Raw genomic sequence first — 18,103 nt, forward strand, 5'->3', positions numbered from 1 at the left:
GCGTTGTTGGCTTGCTGGGGAACGGGCGATCACGGCAATACGACGATCGAAACGCAGGCTCGACATCAGCCTCACCGTAGCCCGCGACTCACCCATCTCGCTTGACGGATTCCACGGTACGATCGATCGAAGGCGGCTCATCGCCGCGTTGACGCGAAGGATCCGCGATCTTCACCACCAGCAGCTCCCGGCCGCGAACGGCCGGGAAGTCAAATAGCTTGTCTGCGGCGCTCATTGGCGCCGCGTGTTGCGAGCTCCTTGGAGCTCGCTCTGTCATCGGTGTCCGGCGTCACGCCTCGTTCCCTCCGACAGGCCCCGCGCTCTTGGGCACGCGCGTCACCTGCGCGAGCCCCGGGATCCGGGTCTCCCGTTCCGGCTGGTCGCCGGGACAATTTGTAGTTCGCCGTGCAGCCGGCTCGCGAAGGGCAACAAAAAACCCTCCGGAGCGGCTGGCTCGGGAGGGTCCGTGTGAACAGGACAATGGATCTTGCGTCAGGCAAGATCGCTCCTCCGAGCATGGCGTGCGTCATCCGACGGCCCAAAGCCGCTGGACGTGCAAATCATGTGTTCGTCACCGAAGGACATCGTCGTTCTCATTGTTAGTCGCGGACGCAATCGCTCGCGAGGTCGCGGGGCATACGCTCGTTTGTTGTTGCTGTCAACAGTGCGTTGCGGACTTTCTCGCTCACTTCTGGCGATGTTGATTTGAAACAAGACAGGACGGCGTTGCGCGCCTATCATTGTTGTCATGAATTCGGCGGGCATGTGGTGATGAACCGACGGCAGATCCTGTTAGGAGCGAGCAGCGCGCTGACAGCGGCTGCGCTCGGCGCGGGCGCCTGGCGCTCGGCCACCGGGGCGATGTCCGCGTACGAGAGCTACAGCGCGCGGCTGCGTGCGCCTCTGTCGGGCGAGATCGCCGACGTGATCCGCTACGCGACCTTGGCGGCCAACGGCCATAATACCCAGCCGTGGCGCTTCGCCGTTTCGGCCGATGCGATCACGATCGCGCCCGATCTGTCGCGACGCACGGCGGTGGTCGATCCCGACGATCATCATCTGTATGTCAGCCTCGGCTGCGCGGCGACCAACCTTGCGATCGCGGCCGCCGCCAGCGGCCGTCCGGGCGAGGTGATCATCGATGGTCCGCTGGTGCGCTACGTCTTCACCGGCGGCCGGCGCGATGACGTCGATCCGCTATTGGCCGCCATCAGCCGCAGGCAGTCGACGCGCGCCGACTATGACGGACGCGAGGTGCCGCCGCGCGATCTGTCGTCGCTGCAGGTCGCCTCGGCGGTGGCCGGCGTCGATCTCGCCATCGTCACGGCGCCGACTGATATCGCCGCCATCCGCGACCTCGTGATCGCCGGCAACAGCGCGCAGATGCGCGACGCCGCGTTCATGCGCGAGCTGAAGGAGTGGATCCGGTTCAATCCGCGCAGCGCGATGGCGAGCGGCGACGGCTTGTTTGCTGCAGCGAGCGGCAATCCGTCCTTGCCGACGACGCTGGGCAGCCTTGCCTTCGATCTCCTGTTCGATGCTGCGGCCGAGAACGACAAATATGCGCGACAGATCGCATCCTCGTCAGGCATTGCAGTGTTCGCCGCCGAGCAGGCCGATCCCTCGCACTGGATCAGGGCGGGGCAGGCGTGCCAGCGCTTCGCGCTCGAAGCGACGCGCCTCGGGCTCAAGCTCGCCTTCATCAATCAGCCGGTCGAAGTGGCCGCGTTGCGGCCCGAGCTGGCGCGACTGATCGGGACGACGCGGCGGCCGGACCTCGTGCTGCGTTTCGGCTACGGCCCCACGCTGCCATTCTCGCCGCGCCGGCCTGTCGATGCGGTGGTGGGTTCATGAGTCGTTCCTGTCAATCTTGACGGATTCGCGACTCGGTGCATTGCTTCATGACATGTTCGAGAACACCCGATTGGCACGCATGAGCGACGGGCATTATTGCCTGGTGCGCGACCTTGGCCTGGTCAAGGGCGGCAAGGGCATGCGTCATCATGAGGTGGTGGTGGACTTCAGCTATCGCGGCCTCAAGGTGTTTGCCAAGCAGGGCGCATCGACCCTGATGCGCCGCGTCGCGGCGAAGCTGGCGCAGTACGAGGCGACGGCGAAGCTGCCGGCGCTGCTGCGCGTGCGTCTGCGCGAGCCGCAGTAGACGTCACCGCCTGGGCTTGCGCTTCGGATCGTACGGACTGTCCGGGTTGACGTCGAGATCGACATCGGCGACGCAATATTGCGGCTGGCTGTGGCTGCGTCCCGAATGCCAGCGGCCCTCGCGCAGCTCGACCTCGCTCATCCCGGCAACATCGAAGCACTTCCATTGACCGCCCGGCGGCAGGCCGCTGCTCGCGCCGCCCGCGAACTGGAAGGCGAGCACGCGCTCGCGGCCCGCGGTGTGACCGAGGATGATCGGACAGATCGCGCGGGCGTGGCCGTGATACAGGCACAGCACCTGCCGGCGCTTCATCATCGCCTGCATGATCAGGTCATAGGTCGAACTCGGCATGCGCCATCTCTGCACATCGGCTGCACGACAAGACGATCCTGTAGCAACAGTTCCCGGCTCATGTCTTGCGGCGCGAGCGCATGGGCTTAGATTGAGACCTCAACGCAACAGGCGAGCCCGACCATCATGTCCGACCTTTCCAGCTTTCCGATCACCAAGCGCTGGCCGGCGCTGCATCCCGACCGCATCCAGCTCTATTCGCTGCCGACGCCGAACGGCGTGAAAGTCTCGATCATGCTGGAGGAGACGGGGTTGGCTTACGAGCCGCACGCGATCGATTTCGGCAAGGACGATCAGAAGACGGCGGAATTCCTATCGCTCAATCCGAACGGCAAGATCCCGGCGATCATCGATCCCGCTGGTCCCGGCGGCCAGCCGCTCGGCCTGTTCGAGTCCGGCGCGATTCTGCAGTATCTCGCCGAGAAGACCGGCAAGTTCCTGCCCGCCGATCCGGCGCGGCGCTGGCAGACCATCCAGTGGCTGCACTTCCAGATGGGCGGCGTCGGGCCGATGTTCGGCCAGCTCGGCTTTTTCCACAAATTCGCCGGCCGTGAGTACGAGGACAAGCGGCCGCTGCAGCGCTACGTCGCCGAGAGCAAGCGGCTGCTCGGCGTGCTCGAAGCCAGGCTCGACGGGCGCGCGTGGATCATGGACGGCGACTACACCATCGCCGACATCGCCACGCTTGGCTGGGTGCGCAACCTGATCGGCTTCTACGGCGCGCGAGAGATCACGGACTTTGACGCGCTGAAGCACGTGCCGGCCTGGCTGGAGCGCGGGCTGGCGCGGCCGGCGGTGCAGCGCGGGCTGGAGATCCCGAAGCGGCCGTGATCGTCAGCGAAGCCGATTTCGAGCGTTGCCTGGATGAGGTGCTGTCGGCGCCTGCGGTCGCGGGCGACGGCGTGCTCGGTCCCGACAGCGTGATGTGGCGGGTGCATCGCGAGGCCGCGCTGTTTCTCGGCGCCGGCCGCGCACTGCTGCTGCAGCTCGCCCATCCCTGGGTCTCGGCCGGCATCGCCGAGCAGTCGAAGGTGTTCGCCGATCCGCTCGGCCGCTTCCACCGCACCTTCAGCATCGTCTACACGATGGTGTTCGGCACGCGTGACCAGGCGGCCGCCGTGGCGCGCCGGCTGTACCGGCGGCATGCGGCTGTCGATGGCGCGATGACGGAGACGGCCGGGCCGTTCGCGGCCGGCTCGCGCTATCGCGCCAACGATATCGACGCGCTGCGCTGGGTGCATGCGACGCTGGTCGAGACGGCGATGATGTCCTACGGTCTGCTGTGTCCGCCGCTGACCGATGCCGAGCGCGAGCAGTATTGGCGCGACGCGATGCGCTTCGCGGGCCTGTTCGGGATTCCCCGCGAGGTGCTGCCGCCGGACTGGTCGTCCTTCAAGCTCTACACGGCCGAGATGATGGACTCGGAGACGCTGACGGTCAGCGCGGCCGCGCGCGAGATCGCCCAGCGCATCTTCTCCGGCGAGGCGACATGGATCGGGCTGCCGCGCTGGTTCACGGCGCTGACGGCCGAGATGCTGCCGGAGCGGCTGCGGCTGGCGTTCGAACTGCCGTATGCTGAGCGCGAGCATCGCAGCGCCGCGCGGGCGCGGATCTGGCTGCCGCGGCTCTACGCGGCGTTGCCGCCGAGATTGCGCACCGTCGGTCCGTATCAGGAGGCCATGGCGCGCCTCCGCGGCGAGCCTTGCCCGTCCTTCACGCGGCTGCTCAACCGCGGCTGGATCGGGCAACCGCTCATGCCGGCTGCGAACGCCGGTGGCATGCGGGGCACATCCGCGCAGAGTTGAGCTCGCGTTGCGCGGTCGCGGCCCAGAGGCGCGCCGCGCCGCGGAGATATCCCCAGGCCGCAGGTCCGCGCCCATTTTTCGGCGCTGATCGTGGTACATGGGTGCTGCGCAGTCACGTTGGCGTGCGTCAGGTTCACCATTATGCCGCTTCCTTTCAAAAAGCCCGGGGCCATCCGTCCGCTCTTCAGCCAAGCCGCCTTTCAGAAGGCGGAGGTCGTGCAGCGCAGCGGCGGCGTGCTCGATCTCGAGATCAGCGAGGACGGCCTCGAGCTGGCGGCCTCGGTGCAGGGTTCTCAATCCTGGCCATATGAGGTCGAGATCAGGCTGAAGCCGGACAAGCACGGGCGCGTGGGCGTCATCGGGACGTGTACGTGCCCGATGCAATTCAACTGCAAGCATGTCGCGGCAGTGCTGCTCGAAGCGACCGAGCCGCCGGAGGATGACGACGACGACCTGAAGACACGCGCGAAGCCGGAGAAGGCGAGCCGGGTGGTGCTGCCGCCGGAGATTAGTGCGTGGCTCAACAAGATCGGCGCGGTCAGCCGTGGCGATAGCTATCCTCCCGCGGTGAGGCAGAGACTGATCTATGGCGTGCAACCCCATTCCGAATCCGGAGGTGCACCTTTTCCCGTCGTGCGGCTGTGGTCGGTCCGGCTGGGCAAGGACGACAGCTTTGCCTCTGCGTTCGCGAAGGTCGATCAACTCAGGACGAGTGCCGCGAATGCGCCGGCGTTCTATCGCGACATCGACATCGCGATCGCGGCGCGGCTTGGATTTCAATTCTATCTCGACGGACAATGGGCGTTCCGGATCGGCTCTGCCGCGCTGCTGAAGCGCATCGTCGAGACCGGCCGGGCGTATTGGCGCGATCATACCGGGCCGCTGCTGCGATGGGGCGACAAGCGCGATGGCCGCATCGAATGGCAGCCGGTCGGTCTGCGAGCCATCGGGGCGAGGCTCGTGGTCGATGGCCTGACGGCGTTGCATGCCGAGCCGCCCATCTATGCCGACGAGAGCAACGGCATCGTGGGCGAGGTCGATCCCGGGATTGATCCGCAAATGGCGCAGCACCTGCTGAGTGCGCCGACGCTGCCGAAGGCGGTGATCGGCGAGGTCTCGCGGCATCTCAGCGAGCGGCTGCCCGCGCTCGATCCCGCTCTGCTGCCGTCGCCGCCGAGCGAGGTCGTCCGGATCGAGGCCAAGCCGGTGCCGATCCTGCACCTGCGACGCGGACCTTATCCGGGCTATGGCTTCCAGGGCGTCCACACCAGCGGGCTTCCGCTCGGCGTGGTCCGCCAGGTCTACCGTTATGGTCCGATCGAGATCGAAGCCGACCAGGGCGGCAACGAGACCGAGCTTTTTCACGACGGCCGCGTGCACCTCGTGACGCGCGCCAAGGCGGACGAGCGCAAGACGTCGAAGAGGCTGAGCGACCTCGGGCTCGTTCCGCTCAGGAAAGTCCAGACCTACAGCTTCGGCGGATTCGGCGGTGATCTCACTTTTGCCGACGAAGGCCGCTGGCTGCAGTTCATGCATCTCGACCTCGACCCGTTGCGGGCGGAGGGCTTCGAGATCCGCATCGATGACACCTTCCCGTTCCGGATGGCCGACTCTTCCGGCATCGTCGACATGGAAATCGAAGGCAGCGGGATCGACTGGTTCGAGTTCGGCTTCAAGATCGACATCGACGGCAAGCCGCATGATCTCGCCGAGCTGCTGGCGCGGCTGCTCGCGGAGCCTGGGATCGTCGACGCGCTGGCGGAGGCCGACTCCACCGCGAAGCACATGTATGTACCGCTGCCCGACGGCCGGCACCTGGCGCTCGCGGCCGGTCGTTTCCTGCCGGTCCTGCTGGCGCTGCAGACGATGGGGCTGAGTGGCGGCAGCTTCGATGCCTCCGGCAAGCTCCGGCTCTCGCGTGCGCAATTGGTGCCGCTGCTGGCGCATGACGCGGAGGCGTTCAAGGGACCTGACGATCTGCGGCGGCTGGCCGATCTGCTGCGGCAGCGTCAGCCTGACGACATCGAGCTGCCTGCCGGCTTCAAGGCCAAGCTGCGGCCGTATCAGCAGCACGGCGTCGCCTGGCTCGATCTCTTGCGGCAGGCCAATCTCGGCGGCGTGCTCGCCGACGACATGGGCCTCGGCAAGACGGTGCAGGTGCTGGCGCTGCTCGCGCTGGAAAAGGCGCGCGGCGCGATCACGGCGCCGGTGCTCATCGTCGCCCCGACCAGCCTGATGACGAACTGGTTCAACGAGGCTGCCAAGTTCGTGCCTGATCTGAAGGTCCTGGTGTTCCACGGCGCCGCGCGCAAGGAGCTGGTCGATCAGATCCCGCAGCACGACGTGGTGCTCACGACCTATCCGCTGATCGCGCGCGACCATGAGCTGATCCTCGGCCGCGACTGGCACATGGCCATTCTCGACGAGGCGCAGACGATCAAGAACCCGAATGCCGCGACGACGCGCTGGCTCAGCGCGATCAAGGCCAGTCATCGCTTCTGCCTCACGGGCACGCCGATGGAGAACCATCTCGGCGAGCTCTGGTCGATCATGAGCTTCGTCAACCCCGGCTATCTCGGCGACAAGACCGCGTTCACCCGCAACTGGCGTTCGCCGATCGAGAAGGAGGGCGACCAGGTGCGGGCCGCGGCGCTGACGCGCCGGGTCAAGCCGTTCCTGTTGCGACGGACCAAGGAGGAGGTGGCCTCCGAGCTGCCGGCCAAGGTCGACATCGTGGAAACGGTGGCGATCGAGGGCAAGCAGCGCGACCTCTATGATTCGATCCGCGCGGCGATGGCCAAGAAGGTGCGCAAGGCGCTCGACGAGCGCGGCCTCGCCCGCAGCCACATCATCGTGCTCGAGGCGCTGCTGCGGCTGCGCCAGGTCTGCTGCGATCCGCGGCTGTTGAAGCTCGACGACAAGACCGAGCGGCCCTCGGCGAAGCTCGACCGCCTCATGGAGATGGTCGAGGAGTTGCTGAGCGAGGGACGCAAGATCATCATCTTCTCGCAGTTCACCTCGATGCTGGCGCTGATCGAGCAGCGCTTCAAGGAGCTGGAGATCGGCTACGGACTTCTCACGGGCGATACGCGTGATCGCAAGCGCGCGATCGAAGGGTTCCAGAAAGGGAAGAGCCCGGTCTTCCTGATCAGCCTGAAGGCCGGCGGCGTCGGGCTGAACCTGACGGCCGCGGACACGGTGATCATCTACGATCCCTGGTGGAATCCCGCCGTCGAGGCCCAGGCGATCGACCGCGCCCACCGCATCGGCCAGGACAAGAAGGTCTTCGTCTATCGATTGGTCACCGCCGGGACGATCGAGGAGAAGATCGGCGAGCTGAAGCAGCGCAAGCAGGCGATCGCCGATCGGCTGTTCGACAACGAAGGCAATATCGGCAAGGCGCTGACCGAGGACGATATTGCCGCGCTGCTGTCTTGAGGCAGTGGCACGCGATCGGCCGTGTTCCGATCACGCCAGCGCAATGTCCTCGCGGTCCCTGGTCTCCTCGACCCAGGCATGGGCGGCGAACCATTCATGATAGGTCCGGCAGTGCGGGCAGTAGGCGCGCGAGAAGAACACGGGCATGCGCTGAAAACGCGCGGCATCCATTTCCATTCCCGTCTCGATGCTGCGGCCGGTCTGCGGACAACGCACCATGATCTTGCCCATTCGCGGTCTCCTGTTCGCGCGCCAGATACGCCGGGGATGCGAAGAAAATGTAATGCTGAGCCGACACTTTCATGGCAAAGCTCGGAGTGAATTCCGACTGTGGAACGAACGGCGTTCGCGCATCAAAAGCGGGTGAATCGCACTGCAAAATGCGGGGCCGATTGTCGCAACATGAGACATTCTTCGGCATCGCACACGAAGGGTTGAGGACGAGTGGCATGAGCATCACGATCTACGGAATCAAGAACTGCGACACGATGAAGAAGGCGCGCGCCTGGCTTGACGAGCACGGCGTGGCTTACGACTTCCACGACTACAAGACCGCCGGAATCGACAAGGCGACGTTGAAGGCGTGGAGCGACGAAGTGGGCTGGGAGGTTTTGCTCAATCGCGCCGGGACGACGTTCAAGAAACTGCCGGATGCGGAGAAGGAGGGGCTGACCGAGAGCAAGGCGATCGCGCTGATGCTGGCGCAGCCCTCGATGATTAAGCGCCCGGTGCTCGATCTCGGAACCAAGCGCGTGGTCGGCTTCAAGCCGGACCTCTACGCGAAGGACGTGAAGGCTGCCAAATAATAGCTGGCTGCCACCACCTTCGCGCTCGCGAGATTCGGGGGCGCGAGCACATGTGACAGAACGGCGGTGGTCCGTTACTCTATGTCCGCGGGTAGGACACAGCAGAATCAACGCGAGGTTCAGAAGGCGCCCCGCGACCGCGTTGCCCAGCTTTCCGCCTTGCTTAACTCCCTCGATTGACGGCATATTCCGGCCCGAAGCGGTCGCGGAGGACGGCGCGGAATCGTTCAAGCCCTCCGGTAGAGCCGCCGTACAGGAAGAAGCGAGGGCCGGGCGCTATCCGCGCCGGCTCGGGGGGAATCTGTTTGGCTGACGAGTTCATTCTCGAAACCCACGGATTGACGAAAGAATTCGCGGGTTTTTTTGCCGTTCGCGATGTTTCGCTCAAGATCCGCCGGGGCACCATTCACGCGCTGATCGGCCCCAACGGGGCCGGCAAGACGACGTGCTTCAATCTCCTGACCAAGTTTCTGCGGCCTTCGGCCGGCAAGATCCTCTATAAGGGGCAGGATATTACGGCTGTGGCGCCGGCCGACGTGGCGCGTCTCGGGCTGGTCCGCTCGTTCCAGATCTCGGCGGTGTTTCCGCATCTGACCGCGCTGGAGAACGTCCGCGTCGCCCTGCAGCGCCAGCATGGCTCGTCGTTCGACTTCTGGCGCTCCAAGAGCGTGCTGAACCGCTTCAACGGCCGCGCGCTGGAGCTGCTCAATGATGTGGGCCTCAGCGAATTCGCCAATATTCCGGCCGTCGAAATGCCCTATGGACGCAAGCGCGCGCTGGAGATCGCGACCACACTCGCGCTCGATCCCGAGATGATGCTGCTGGACGAACCGATGGCCGGCATGGGCCACGAGGACATCGACAAGATCGCAGCCCTGATCAAGCGCATCTCGGCCAAGTACACGATCCTCATGGTGGAGCATAATCTGAGCGTCGTCGCCAATCTCTCCGACACCATCACCGTGCTGACGCGCGGGCAGGTGCTGACCGAGGGACCTTACTCCGAGCTCTCCAAGGATGAGCGCGTCAAGGAAGCCTATCTGGGAGCCGGACATGCCTGAGGTGATGACGGCGACGAAAACAGGGCAGGCGGCTGCCACCAGCACCATTCTCGACGTCAAGAATCTCGAGAGCTGGTACGGCGAGTCCCACATTCTCCACGGCATGAATTTCAACGTGAATGCCGGCGAGGTCGTCACCTTGCTCGGGCGCAACGGCGCCGGCAAGACCACGACCCTGAAGTCGATCATGGGGATCATCGGCAAGCGCACCGGCTCGGTCGCCTTCAACGGTCAGCAACTGATCCGCATGACCTCGGACAGGATCGCGCGGCTCGGCATCGCGCTGTGCCCGGAAGAGCGCGGCATCTTCGCCAGCCTCGACGTGCGCGAGAATTTGCTGCTGCCGCCGGTGGTCCGGCCGGGTGGGCTGACGCTTGACCAGATCTTCGAGCTGTTTCCGAACCTGAAGGAGCGGCTGAAGAGCCAGGGCACCAAGCTCTCCGGCGGTGAACAGCAGATGCTGGCGATCGCGCGCATCCTGCGCACCGGCGCGAGCTTCCTGATGCTGGACGAGCCGACCGAGGGCCTCGCGCCGGTCATCATCCAGCAGATCGGCCACACCATCGCGCGGCTGAAGAAGGAGGGGTTTACGATCCTCCTCGTCGAGCAGAACTTCCGTTTCGCCTCGACGGTGGCCGACCGCTACTACGTCGTCGAGCACGGCAAGGTCATCGACGGATTCGCCAATGCCGATCTGTCCGCCAACATGGACAAGCTGCATACTTATCTCGGCGTCTAACCGGCGCCGGGACTGTTTCTTGGAATTTGGAAAGTTGGAAATGAACAGCAAATTCATCGCGTCATTGCTGCTGGGAACGGCGCTCACTCTGGTCAGCGGCAGCCTTGCCTCGGCCGGCGACAAGGTCGTCAAGATCGGCGCACTGTCCGATCAGTCCGGTCTCTATTCCGACCTCGGCGGCCCCGGCTCGACGCTCGCGACGCAGATGGCGATCGAGGATTCCGGCCTCACCGCGAAGGGCTGGAAGATCGACGTGATCTCCGGCGATCACCAGAACAAGCCCGACATCGGCACCTCGATCGCGCGGCAGTGGTTCGACGTCGACAAGGTCGACATCATCGTCGACGTGCCGAACTCCGGCGTGGCGCTGGCGGTGAACAACGTCGTCAAGGAGAAGAACGGCGTCTACATCAATTCGGGCGCGGCAACCTCCGACCTCACCAATGCGCAGTGCTCGCCGAACACCGTGCATTGGACCTACGACACCTACATGCTGGCCCACACCACCGGTCAGGCGCTGGTCAAGGCCGGCGGCACCAGCTGGTACTTCCTGACCGCGGACTACGCCTTCGGCGCGGCGCTGGAGCGCGACACCACGGCGGTGGTCACCGCCAATGGCGGCAAGGTGGTCGGCACCGTCAAGCATCCGCTCAACACCTCCGACTTCTCGTCCTTCCTGCTGCAGGCGCAGTCGTCGGGCGCCAAGGTGATCGGGTTGGCCAACGCCGGCGGCGACACCACCAACTCGATCAAGCAGGCGGCCGAGTTCGGTTTGACGAAGGGCGGCCAGAAGCTCGCTGCGCTGCTGCTGTTCCTGACCGACGTGAAGTCGATCGGGCTCGACATCGCGCAGGGCCTGAACTTCACCGAGACCTTCTACTGGGACATGAACGACCAGACCCGTGCGTTCTCGGCGCGCTTCTCCAAGCGGATGAAGAACGGCGCGCCGCCGACCATGGTGCAGGCGGGCGTCTATGCAGGCCTCTTGCATTACTTCAAGGCGCTGGAGGCACTGGGCGAGAATCCGCATGACGGCGTGAAGATCGTCGACAAGATGAAGTCGATTCCGACCGAGGATGCGCTGTTCGGCAAGGGCGAGATCCAGCCCAACGGCCGCACCATCCACACCGCCTATCTGTTCGAGGTCAAGAAGCCGTCGGACTCGAAGGGCCCGTGGGATCTATACAAGATGGTCGGCTCGGTGCCGGGCGACCAGGCCTTCACGCCGCTCGACAAGAGCGCGTGCGCGCTGTTGAAGAAGTAAGCCGCTGCGGTCCCGGCGGTTCGCCGCCGGGGCTGTCGTTTGACCCTTGGGAAACGCCGAGAAAAATAGAACAAGACGATGCAGGCTCTCTACGCACAGCTCCTGGTCGGACTGATCAACGGCTCGTTCTACGCGCTGCTCAGTCTCGGGCTTGCCGTCATCTTCGGCATGCTCAACATCATCAATTTCGCCCACGGCGCGCTCTACATGATGGGCGCGTTCTGCGCCTATTTCCTGCTGAACCTCGGCGGCATCGGCTATTGGTGGGCGCTGCTGCTGGCACCGATCATCGTCGGCATCTTCGGCATGGTCCTGGAGCGCACGCTGCTGCAGTGGCTCGCCGGGCTCGACCATCTCTATGGCCTGCTGCTCACCTTCGGCATCGCGCTGATCGTGCAGGGCCTGTTCCAGAACTATTTCGGCTCCTCGGGCCTGCCTTACGCGATCCCCGACTATCCGCAGATCGGCGGCTTCCGCGGCCTTCAGGGCGGCATGAACCTCGGCTTCATGTTCCTGCCGATCTATCGCGGCTGGGTGGTGATCTTCTCCCTCGTGGTCTGCCTGGCCACCTGGTTCCTGATCGAGCGCACCCGGCTCGGCGCAAATCTGCGCGCCGCCACCGAAAATCCCACGCTGGTCCGCGCCTTCGGCATCAACGTGCCGCGCATGATCACGCTGACCTACGGCCTCGGCGTCGGCCTCGCGGCGCTCGCCGGCGTGCTGTCGGCGCCGATCAACCAGGTGCGGCCGTTGATGGGCGCCGACCTGATCATCGTCGTGTTCGCGGTGGTCGTGATCGGCGGCATGGGCTCGATCATGGGCTCGATCATCACCGGCTTCGCGCTCGGCGTGATCGAGGGACTGACCAAGTATTTTTATCCCGAGGCTTCCAACACCGTGGTCTTCGTTCTGATGGTCCTGGTGCTGCTGGTGAAGCCGACGGGTCTGACCGGACGGGCGGCCTGACATGACATCGATCACCGACGAGACCCTGCCGATCACCCCGCGCGCGATGCGCGACGAGATGATCGTGTTCGTCATCATGGCGGCGCTGCTCGCCATCGTGCCGTTCACCGGGCTGTATCCGTTCTTCGTGATGCAGGCGCTGTGCTTCGCGCTCTTGGCCTGCGCCTTCAACCTGCTGATCGGCTATGGCGGCCTGCTGTCGTTCGGCCACGCGATGTTCCTGGGGACCGCCGGCTATTGCAGCGCGCATGCGCTGAAGGTCTGGGGCTTCCCGCCGGAGCTCGGCATCCTCACCGGCGTCGCCGGCGCCTTCGTGCTGTCGATCATCACGGGCTACATCTCGATCCGCCGCCAGGGCATCTACTTCTCGATGATCACCTTGGCGCTGTCGCAGCTGTTGTACTTCGTCTATCTGCAGACGCCGTTCACCCATGGCGAGGACGGCATCCAGGGCATTCCCCAGGGCAAGCTGTTCGGCTTCATCGACCTGTCGAAGCCGGTCACGCTGTACTACGTCGTGCTGGTCGGCTTCCTCGCCGGCTTCCTGCTGATCTTCCGCACCATCAACTCGCCGTTCGGCGAGGTGCTGAAGTCGATCCGCGAGAACGAGCAGCGCGCGATCTCGCTCGGCTATAAAACCGACCAGTACAAGCTCTTGGCCTTCATCCTGTCCGGCACCATCGCGGGGTTCGCCGGATCGCTGAAGGTGTTCGTGGCCCAGAACGCCTCGCTGACCGACGTGCACTGGTCGATGTCCGGCGAAATCGTGCTGATGACGCTGGTCGGCGGTCTTGGAACGGTATTTGGGCCCGTCGTCGGGGCGTTCGTGATCATCGCCATGCAGCAATATCTGGCCGGGTTCGGGCAGTGGGTCACCGTCATCCAGGGCGTCATCTTCGTCGCCTGCGTGCTCACCTTCCGCCGCGGCGTGGTCGGGGAAATCGCCCATTTGTTCAAGCGATCCCTGTAAACCATTGATCTAAAATAAGATTGTTCGCAGGGCAGAAAGTGGTGGATCATCCGTCCACCGCTTCTGCTGCGGCGTGATCCGGAGTATGACACTTCCGTGACAGGCCAGCCCTGGCCCGTTCCGGAATGGATGGATTTCGTCCCATGCTGAACTGGTTTCGCGCCGTCCTCCCCAAGGAGGAGCGGTTTTTCGATTTGTTCGCCCGCCACAACAAGGTGGTCATCCAGGGCGCGCATGCGCTGCAGGACATGCTCAAGGGCGGCGACGACGTGCTGACCCATTGCCAGCGCGTCAGCCAGTTCGAGAACGAGGCCGACAACATCACCCGGGAGGTGCTGACCGCCGTCCGCCGCACCTTCATCACCCCGTTCGACCGCGGCGACATCAAGAACCTGATCACCTCGATGGACGACGCCATCGACCAGATGCAGCAGACCGCCAAGGCGGTGGTGCTGTTCGAGGTCAAGGAGTTCGAGCCGACGATGCGCGAGATGGGCACGCTGCTGGTGGATTGCGCCAATCTCATCGGCCGCGCGCTGCCGCTGTTGCAGGCCATCGGCCAGAACGTGCCGATGATCACCGCGATCACCGAGGAGATGACCAAGCTCGAGGGCCGCGTCGACGATCTCCACGACATCGGGCTGAAGGAGCTGTTCCTCAAGCACCGCAACGCCAACACCATGGACTTCATCGTCGGCGCCGAGATCTACGATCATCTGGAGAAGGTCGCCGATCGCTTCGACGACGTCGCCAACGAGATCAATTCGATCATGATCGAACAGGTCTAGGGTAGGGACGCGCCGTGGACGCTCATCTCGGCCTTCCCATCCTGGTCGGCCTCATCGCCGTCGCGCTTGCCTTCGACTTCCTGAACGGCCTGCACGATGCCGCCAATTCGATCGCGACCATCGTCTCGACCCGCGTGCTGCGGCCGCAATACGCGGTGTTCTGGGCGGCGTTCTTCAATTTCATCGCCTTCGGCGTATTCGGCCTGCACGTCGCCCAGACCATCGGCACCGGGATCATCGATCCCGCCATCGTCGATGCGCAAGTGATCTTCGCCGCCCTCATCGGCGCGATCGTCTGGAACCTCGTGACCTGGGCGGCCGGCATTCCCTCGTCGAGCTCGCACGCACTGATCGGCGGCCTGGTCGGGGCGGGGATCGCCAAGGCCGGCATTTCGGCCGCGGTGTGGAGCGGCCTGTCCAAGACGGTGCTGGCGATCGTGCTGTCGCCGCTGGTCGGGCTGATCCTGGCGATGATCCTGGTCGCGATCGTGTCCTGGGCCTCGGTGCGCTCGACGCCCTTCGCCGTGGACCGCGCCTTCCGCATCCTGCAATTCGCATCGGCGTCGCTGTATTCGCTCGGTCATGGCGGCAACGACGCGCAGAAGACGATGGGCATCATCGCCGTGCTGCTGTACTCGCAGGGCCATCTCGGCGAGCACTTCACGGTGCCGTTCTGGGTCGTGCTGTCGTGCCAGGCGGCGATGGCCTTGGGCACCCTGATGGGCGGCTGGCGCATCGTCCGCACCATGGGCCTGCGCATCACCAAGCTGAACCCGATGCAGGGCTTCTGCGCCGAGACCGGCGGCGCCATCACGCTGTTCCTGGCGACCTTCCTCGGCGTGCCCGTCTCGACCACCCACACCATCACCGGCGCCATCGTCGGCGTCGGCGCCGCCCGCCGGGCCTCTGCCGTGCGCTGGAACGTGGCCGGATCCATCGTCTACGCCTGGATCTTCACGATCCCGGCGTCGGCCATCGTTTCGGCGCTGAGCTTCTGGCTGGTCTCGGTGCTCCGGCACTGACACCCGGAGCGAGGCTAGGTTGCCGAACGTTTGGGGCCTCATGGTTCGAGACGCGCCGCAAGGGCGGCGCTCCTCACCATGAGGGTTGGAATTTTGGCGAGTCTGGGGATTTCGCTGCACATTCGGACCTCGTCCTGAGGAGCGCGCCGTTTGGCGCGCGTCTCGAAGGACGGCCACGGCCTCGGTGCCAGTCCCGACTGGCCTACGTTCCGCCCGGTTAACTCCCCGGTTGGAGTTGCGGTGCAAAACGCCTATATGGAGGGCGCGCGGCGGCTGTGAGCCCGCGCGTTTTCCCACGACATCGCCGCTCTCTGGCCCCGAACCGACGTCCGCCGCCTCATGTCCGATACCGCCGTCACCACCGAACAGCCGTCCCGTTCGCCGCTCTCCGACGAGGTGGCGCGCCGGCGCACCTTCGCCATCATCTCGCATCCGGACGCTGGCAAGACCACCTTGACGGAAAAGCTGCTGCTGTTCGGCGGCGCCATCAACCTCGCCGGCCAGGTGAAGGCTAAGGGTGAGCGGCGCAACACCCGCTCCGACTGGATGAAGATCGAGCGCGACCGCGGCATTTCGGTCGTCACCTCGGTGATGACCTTCGAGTTCGAGGGACTGGTCTATAATCTCCTGGACACGCCGGGCCACGAAGACTTCTCCGAGGACACCTATCGCACGCTGACCGCGGTCGACTCCGCCGTGATGGTCATCGACGCCGCCAAGGGCATCGAGGCGCGGACGCGAAAGCTGTTCGAGGTCTGCCGCCTGCGCGACATCCCGATCATCACCTTCATCAACAAGATGGATCGCGAGAGCCGGGATACGTTCGACCTTCTGGATGAGATCGAGAAGACGCTGGCGCTCGACACCACGCCGATGACCTGGCCTGTGGGGCGCGGCCGCGACTTCATCGGCACCTACGACGTCAGGGATGGCGGCGTGCGCCTGCTCGAAGGCGGTGGCGCCAAGACCGGCGCGGCACAGCAGATCGAAATCTCGGAGCTCGGCAAGCTCAACGCCAATCTCGACATGGGCCAGATCACCGACGAGCTCGAACTGGTCAAGGAAGCCTGCAAGCCGTTCGAGCTCGACGCCTTCCGCGAGGGCCATCTGACGCCGGTCTATTTCGGCAGCGCGCTGCGCAATTTCGGCGTCGGCGATCTCCTGGAAGGTCTCGGCCGCTACGCGCCGTCGCCGCGCGCGCAGGAGTCCAATTTGCGCAAGGTCGACGCCGCCGAGCCGCGCATGAGCGCCTTCGTGTTCAAGATCCAGGCGAACATGGACCCGAACCACCGCGACCGCATCGCATTCGCGCGTCTCTGCTCGGGCAAGCTCAACCGCGGCATGAAGGCGAAGCTGGTGCGCACCGGCAAGACCATGCCGCTGTCGAGCCCGCAATTCTTCTTCGCCCAGGACCGCTCAGTCGCGGACGAAGCCTTCGCCGGCGACGTCGTCGGCATTCCCAATCACGGCTCTTTGCGCATCGGCGACACGCTGACCGAAGGCGAGGATCTGACCTTCGTCGGCGTGCCGAGCTTCGCGCCGGAAATCGTCCGCCGCGTTCGCCTCACCGATGCGATGAAGGCGAAGAAGCTGAAGGAAGCCCTGCAGCAGATGTCGGAGGAGGGCGTCGTGCAGGTGTTCCGCCCGCGCGACGGTGCGCCCGCGCTGGTCGGTGTCGTCGGCCCGCTGCAGCTCGACGTGCTGAAGGCGCGGCTCGATGCGGAGTACTCGCTGCCGGTCGAGTTCGAGATCTCCGAGTTCTCGCTGGCGCGCTGGATCTCCTGCGACGACAAGAAGAAGCTGGAAGCCTTCATCGCCTCCAACAATTCCGGCGTCGCCGACGACGTCGACGGCGATCCGGTGTTCCTGGCCAAGAACGAGTTCTATCTCGGCTACACCAAGGAGCGCGCCGAGGGCATCGTGTTCTCCAACGTCAAGGACGTGAAGAAGAAGGCCTGAGCCCGCGTCCTCGTCGTCGCGGCTACCGGTTGCGGCCAAAGACCTCGAGCACTTGCAGCAGCTGCCGGTGTCCGTCGGCACCGACCTTGTCGATCAGCCGCTGCTCATGCTCCTGCACCAGGCGGTCGGCCCGCGCCAGCAGGGCGGAGCCGGCTGCGGTGAGATGCAAAGCATTGGTCCGCCGGTCCGACGTCGGCAGGCGCTCGAGCAGGCCCCGCGACTGAAGTTCGTCGAGCGGCGGGATGATTCCGGAGCGGCTGATGCCCAACACCTCCGACAGCGCCATTTGCGACAGCCCGGGATTGTCGCGGACGATCACCAGGATCGAATACTGGGCGGGACGCATGTCGAGCGGCGCGAGCGTCGCGTTGAAGTCCTCGAAGACCCACAGCTGCGCCTGCCGGATCAGATAACCCGCAAGCCCCGTCAGGCCGACCACGCTGATCTCGGGCCGGTCCTTGCCAGCCTCAGGGCCGAGAGAACGCCGTTTCGAACGCGCGAGTGCGCCCCCCACGGCGAGTTGAGTCCGATCCGCCAAGTGACCCCTCATGTCTGATGCATCGAGGCCACACACTGCCTCAACGCGCTGTCGATTTAAACTGAATGTGTAATTGTTCTTGACGTGAACAGATCATCCAATGAACATTATGTGCACAAGAGCGACCATATGACGCGCTGACGTCGGGATGACGATACCCCTGAGCAAGGCCGGGGGCTCACCCCTTCGGAAGCATGTCCACAACGCGATCAACGCGACGGCGCTCATCAGGGGA

The 18,103-nt window shown here is 64.8% G+C and carries 18 protein-coding genes; 14 read left to right on the top strand and 4 right to left on the bottom strand.

The window, feature by feature from the left end; genetic code table 11:
* Positions 1-88: 88 nt before the first annotated feature.
* Positions 89-235 (bottom strand): hypothetical protein, encoded by a 147-nt coding sequence (locus ACQR1Y_RS15050; protein ID WP_434875744.1) that lies wholly within the window; start codon positions 233-235, stop codon positions 89-91.
* 536 nt (positions 236-771) lie between these two features.
* On the opposite strand from ACQR1Y_RS15050, the gene ACQR1Y_RS15055 reads away from it, so the two are divergent.
* Together ACQR1Y_RS15055 and ACQR1Y_RS15060 are read left to right on the top strand one after the other, a co-directional pair.
* Positions 772-1,854 (top strand): Acg family FMN-binding oxidoreductase, encoded by a 1,083-nt coding sequence (locus ACQR1Y_RS15055; protein WP_434875745.1) that lies wholly within the window; start codon positions 772-774, stop codon positions 1,852-1,854.
* A 79-nt stretch (positions 1,855-1,933) separates the two neighbouring features.
* Positions 1,934-2,161 (top strand): hypothetical protein, encoded by a 228-nt coding sequence (locus tag ACQR1Y_RS15060; protein ID WP_434875746.1) that lies wholly within the window; start codon positions 1,934-1,936, stop codon positions 2,159-2,161.
* Positions 2,162-2,164: 3 nt separating this feature from the next.
* Here the strand turns inward: ACQR1Y_RS15060 and ACQR1Y_RS15065 are convergent, their stop codons facing one another.
* On the bottom strand, positions 2,165-2,512 hold the full coding sequence (locus ACQR1Y_RS15065) for a hypothetical protein (RefSeq protein ID WP_434875747.1): 348 nt from the start codon (positions 2,510-2,512) through the stop codon (positions 2,165-2,167).
* Positions 2,513-2,638: 126 nt separating this feature from the next.
* Here ACQR1Y_RS15065 and ACQR1Y_RS15070 point away from each other — a divergent pair, with 126 nt between their 5' ends.
* The 3 genes from ACQR1Y_RS15070 to ACQR1Y_RS15080 all read left to right on the top strand — a co-directional run bounded on the left by ACQR1Y_RS15070 (position 2,639) and on the right by ACQR1Y_RS15080 (position 7,755).
* A complete protein-coding gene (locus ACQR1Y_RS15070) occupies positions 2,639-3,343 on the top strand; it encodes a glutathione S-transferase N-terminal domain-containing protein (RefSeq protein ID WP_434875748.1) in 705 nt (234 codons plus the stop codon).
* Complete coding sequence (locus tag ACQR1Y_RS15075; protein WP_434875749.1) at positions 3,340-4,317, top strand: oxygenase MpaB family protein; 978 nt, start codon at positions 3,340-3,342, stop codon at positions 4,315-4,317. The genes ACQR1Y_RS15070 and ACQR1Y_RS15075 overlap by 4 nt, the downstream gene beginning before the upstream one ends.
* A gap of 141 nt (positions 4,318-4,458) precedes the next feature.
* Positions 4,459-7,755: an SNF2-related protein gene (locus ACQR1Y_RS15080; RefSeq protein ID WP_434875750.1), complete on the top strand. Its 3,297-nt coding sequence runs from the start codon at positions 4,459-4,461 to the stop codon at positions 7,753-7,755.
* Positions 7,756-7,785: 30 nt separating this feature from the next.
* Here the strand turns inward: ACQR1Y_RS15080 and ACQR1Y_RS15085 are convergent, their stop codons facing one another.
* Complete coding sequence (locus ACQR1Y_RS15085) at positions 7,786-7,986, bottom strand: hypothetical protein (protein WP_434875751.1); 201 nt, start codon at positions 7,984-7,986, stop codon at positions 7,786-7,788.
* Positions 7,987-8,204: 218 nt separating this feature from the next.
* Between ACQR1Y_RS15085 and ACQR1Y_RS15090 the strand changes: the two genes are divergently transcribed.
* From ACQR1Y_RS15090 to ACQR1Y_RS15130, 9 genes are all read left to right on the top strand, one after another.
* A complete protein-coding gene (locus ACQR1Y_RS15090; RefSeq protein WP_434857278.1) occupies positions 8,205-8,561 on the top strand; it encodes an ArsC family reductase in 357 nt (118 codons plus the stop codon).
* 305 nt (positions 8,562-8,866) lie between these two features.
* Positions 8,867-9,622, top strand: coding sequence for an ABC transporter ATP-binding protein (locus ACQR1Y_RS15095; RefSeq protein ID WP_035648423.1), 756 nt, complete (start codon positions 8,867-8,869; stop codon positions 9,620-9,622).
* Complete coding sequence (locus tag ACQR1Y_RS15100) at positions 9,615-10,361, top strand: ABC transporter ATP-binding protein (RefSeq protein WP_434857277.1); 747 nt, start codon at positions 9,615-9,617, stop codon at positions 10,359-10,361. The genes ACQR1Y_RS15095 and ACQR1Y_RS15100 overlap by 8 nt, the downstream gene beginning before the upstream one ends.
* 40 nt (positions 10,362-10,401) lie before the next feature.
* Positions 10,402-11,625: an ABC transporter substrate-binding protein gene (locus ACQR1Y_RS15105; protein WP_434875752.1), complete on the top strand. Its 1,224-nt coding sequence runs from the start codon at positions 10,402-10,404 to the stop codon at positions 11,623-11,625.
* Positions 11,626-11,703: 78 nt separating this feature from the next.
* Positions 11,704-12,591, top strand: coding sequence for a branched-chain amino acid ABC transporter permease (locus ACQR1Y_RS15110; RefSeq protein WP_434875753.1), 888 nt, complete (start codon positions 11,704-11,706; stop codon positions 12,589-12,591).
* Position 12,592: 1 nt separating this feature from the next.
* Entirely contained in the window at positions 12,593-13,561 is a 969-nt protein-coding gene (locus tag ACQR1Y_RS15115; RefSeq protein WP_434875754.1) for a branched-chain amino acid ABC transporter permease, read from the top strand.
* 143 nt (positions 13,562-13,704) lie between these two features.
* Positions 13,705-14,349, top strand: a complete 645-nt coding sequence (locus ACQR1Y_RS15120) for a DUF47 domain-containing protein (protein ID WP_035648421.1) — start codon at positions 13,705-13,707, stop codon at positions 14,347-14,349.
* Between the two features lie 14 nt (positions 14,350-14,363).
* Positions 14,364-15,371 (top strand): anion permease, encoded by a 1,008-nt coding sequence (locus ACQR1Y_RS15125; protein WP_434875755.1) that lies wholly within the window; start codon positions 14,364-14,366, stop codon positions 15,369-15,371.
* A 339-nt stretch (positions 15,372-15,710) separates the two neighbouring features.
* Positions 15,711-17,330 (top strand): peptide chain release factor 3, encoded by a 1,620-nt coding sequence (locus ACQR1Y_RS15130; RefSeq protein WP_434857272.1) that lies wholly within the window; start codon positions 15,711-15,713, stop codon positions 17,328-17,330.
* Positions 17,331-17,352: 22 nt separating this feature from the next.
* Here ACQR1Y_RS15130 and ACQR1Y_RS15135 read toward each other — a convergent pair whose 3' ends face one another.
* Positions 17,353-17,868: a MarR family winged helix-turn-helix transcriptional regulator gene (locus tag ACQR1Y_RS15135; RefSeq protein ID WP_434875756.1), complete on the bottom strand. Its 516-nt coding sequence runs from the start codon at positions 17,866-17,868 to the stop codon at positions 17,353-17,355.
* Positions 17,869-18,103 lie beyond the last annotated feature (235 nt).

This window comes from Bradyrhizobium sp. HKCCYLRH3099 (genome assembly GCF_051167855.1).
In the GTDB taxonomy this organism is placed as follows: Bacteria; Pseudomonadota; Alphaproteobacteria; order Rhizobiales; family Xanthobacteraceae; genus Bradyrhizobium.